Source organism: Eisenbergiella sp. OF01-20 (assembly GCF_003478085.1).
GTDB lineage: Bacteria > Bacillota > Clostridia > Lachnospirales > Lachnospiraceae > Eisenbergiella.
The window spans coordinates 1-2,572 of sequence record NZ_QUES01000081.1 but is presented as its reverse complement, the minus strand read 5'-3'; the positions used below and the strand labels follow the sequence as shown (position 1 = coordinate 2,572).

Here is a 2,572-nt window from a genome sequence, read left to right as displayed (position 1 = left end):
AATGTTGCCAGTTCACCCGGCTTCGGGTTTTCATAATTCACTTGACACTACCCTCATACCGCATTTTTTCTGGTAAACGGTAATCTGCAAAGCTTCACAAAAGCGCTGCATACGACCGGAACCACTTTTGCTACCACCCAGATCATAGCTGCTGTCATCGCAAGGCCGATTCCCGTACATATCAGGCCGCCGCCCAACAGATAAATAGCTCCTGCCGGGAAAAGGAATAATTTCGTAAAGGCTTCTATCACCAGGACTACTCCGACTACCAATACTACTAATCCGGCTATTACCAGCGATCCGAGAACCGCAACAACAGCTACCACCAGACTGAAAACCACCGCCAGGACAGCAATCCCTATGGGAACAACAATCGGCAGCGCAAAAATACATAAAAGGACAAATAAGATGATCTCACCGGTAGTACGCCTTTTTTTAAGGGGCCTGCCGTAGGTATTATAGGAACTACCGTATTGGTTCTGGTACTGGTACTGATTCTGGTAAGTGTTCTGATACTGGTAAGGGTCCTGGTTATTGTTAGGGTAAGGGCTGCCCTGATATGCCTGGCCCTGCTGGTTCCCCTGATACTGGTTTCCCTGATAGCGGCTGTCCTGGTTTTGCGTTCCCTGATATTGGCTGTTCTGGTTCCGGGTTCCCTGGTATTGGCTGTTCTGACTCCGGTTTCCCTGATAGCCGCTGTCCTGGTTTTGCGTTCCCTGGTACTGGCTATTCTGATATTGGTTCCCCTGATATTGGCCGTTCTGGTTCTGGGTTCCCTGATATTGGCCGTTCTGGTTCCGGGTTCCCTGGTATTGGCCGTTCTGGTTCCGGGTTTCCTGATATTGGCCGTTCTGGTTCCGGGTTTCCTGATATTGGCCGTTCTGACTCTGCGTTCCCTGATACTGGTTCCCCTGGTACAGGCTGTTCTGATATTGGTTCTCACGGGACTGGCCATTCTTATATTGGCTATCCTGATATTGCTGTTCCTGTTCGGATTCTTCCTGCTGTTGACCGGAAAGATCCTGCCGGACATCAGCAGAATCCGCACTCCCCTTATCTTCGGCATCCACGGCAGGCGTTTCCTCTGCCTTTCTTATATTCTTTTCCGCTGCAAATCCTTCCTGGATAGCTTCAGTAAAAGTGTCATCCAGATGAAGAACTATTTTGTCATTCTGCTCCACAGAAAATGGCACTTCTGCGGAAGGCGCTGTTTCAGTAAAAGATGCCGCTTCTGCGGAAGGATTTCCTTCCCCGTCCATCTGAAAACCTTTTTCCGTAAATTCTCCCGCATCACCGCCTTCTTTCAGACCTTCTTTAATATTAGCGGCTACCTGTGCAGGAAAACCGAGCGTGCTTATCGCATCTTCTTCATTTTCCATGCCTGCATCGTCCAGATAATCATTATAATATTGTAACGCTTCGTCCCGTTCTGCCTGGGAAATGTCCGAAAGGAGCACTTCCAACTGCTTCATAAATTCCTGCCTGTTCATTATTTAATACCTCCCTCAAACATACCCGTTATTTTTGCGGAATATTTATTCCATTCTTCTTCATATAACGTAAGCTGCGCCATTCCTCTTTCCGTCACCTTATAATAGCGGCGGTTCCTGCCTGCGCATTCCATGTCATAAACGGCAAGGCAGTCATCTTTTTGTAACCTTCTGAGCACCGGATACAGCGTGGACTCGGATAACTCAATTACCTGCCGTACTTCCTGGGTTATTTTATATCCATAAGTCCCTTCCGGTTCCTTTGAGACAACAGCGAGCACAATCGCATCCAATAATGCCGCTCCTGTATTGAAAACCATAGTCTGCACTCCCTTTCCTTGGGGCATTTTATATTATATGATGTATAATATCGTTCTTTAGGTATACTATATGATATATACTATTTTTAGTCAAGGAATAAGCCCGGAAGAAACGTTGAAAAATATTGGATAAAAAGCGAAAGAAATTCTTAAGAGCGAAAAGAGAACTCCCGCCGGCCTTGCTTTGCCGGCGGGAGTTCTCTTCATTCTGTCATTTTCTAAGAATTATTACACTGTGATCCAAGGGTGAGGGATTTATTCCTCTTCTTTTTTACGTCTTTTGGCAGTAACTCCCAATGTCAGGATTGCTCCCATTATCAGGAATGACCATCCGGCTATCGGTGCGGTATCTCCTGTTCCAGGGCCTTTGGCTTCGCCCAGGACGCCTACTTCAGGTGCCAGTGCTTCACCAAGGACGCCTACCTCGGGCTGTACGGGTGCTAATGCTTCACCAAGTACGGCGGTTGTTGCAGTAGGAGTTGTCGTCGTCGGAGTTCCGGGGGTCGGGTCGGGAGTCGGATCGGTAGGGGTTGGGGTATTAGCGGCAAAGTGTGCGGTGTAAGTGGCTGCCACATGCAAACCATTTACTTTGACAGGCACATATGCTGCATCCGTACTCACTACTTCACCAGCTTCATTTGTCCAGTTAACGAAATGATAGCCATTAGAAGCTGTCGCTGTGGAACCCTGAGGTTTCCCGCTTACCGCATGTATTGTTTCACTGGCATTCGTTACACTTCCGTTTGTGTCGGCGGTGTAATT

The 2,572-nt window shown here is 47.8% G+C and carries 3 protein-coding genes; all 3 read right to left on the bottom strand.

Annotated elements, in window-relative coordinates:
- Positions 1-53 precede the first annotated feature (53 nt).
- Complete coding sequence (locus tag DXA36_RS32440) at positions 54-1,490, bottom strand: HAAS signaling domain-containing protein (RefSeq protein WP_118683625.1); 1,437 nt, start codon at positions 1,488-1,490, stop codon at positions 54-56.
- The gene (locus DXA36_RS32435) at positions 1,490-1,810 is read right to left on the bottom strand and encodes a PadR family transcriptional regulator (protein WP_118683624.1); all 321 of its coding nucleotides are present in this window, start codon (positions 1,808-1,810) and stop codon (positions 1,490-1,492) included. Before DXA36_RS32435 ends, DXA36_RS32440 begins: the two co-directional genes overlap by 1 nt.
- Before the next feature lie 255 nt (positions 1,811-2,065).
- A partial coding sequence (locus DXA36_RS33275; RefSeq protein ID WP_207666396.1) for an InlB B-repeat-containing protein occupies positions 2,066-2,572 on the bottom strand: 507 nt, incomplete at its 5' end.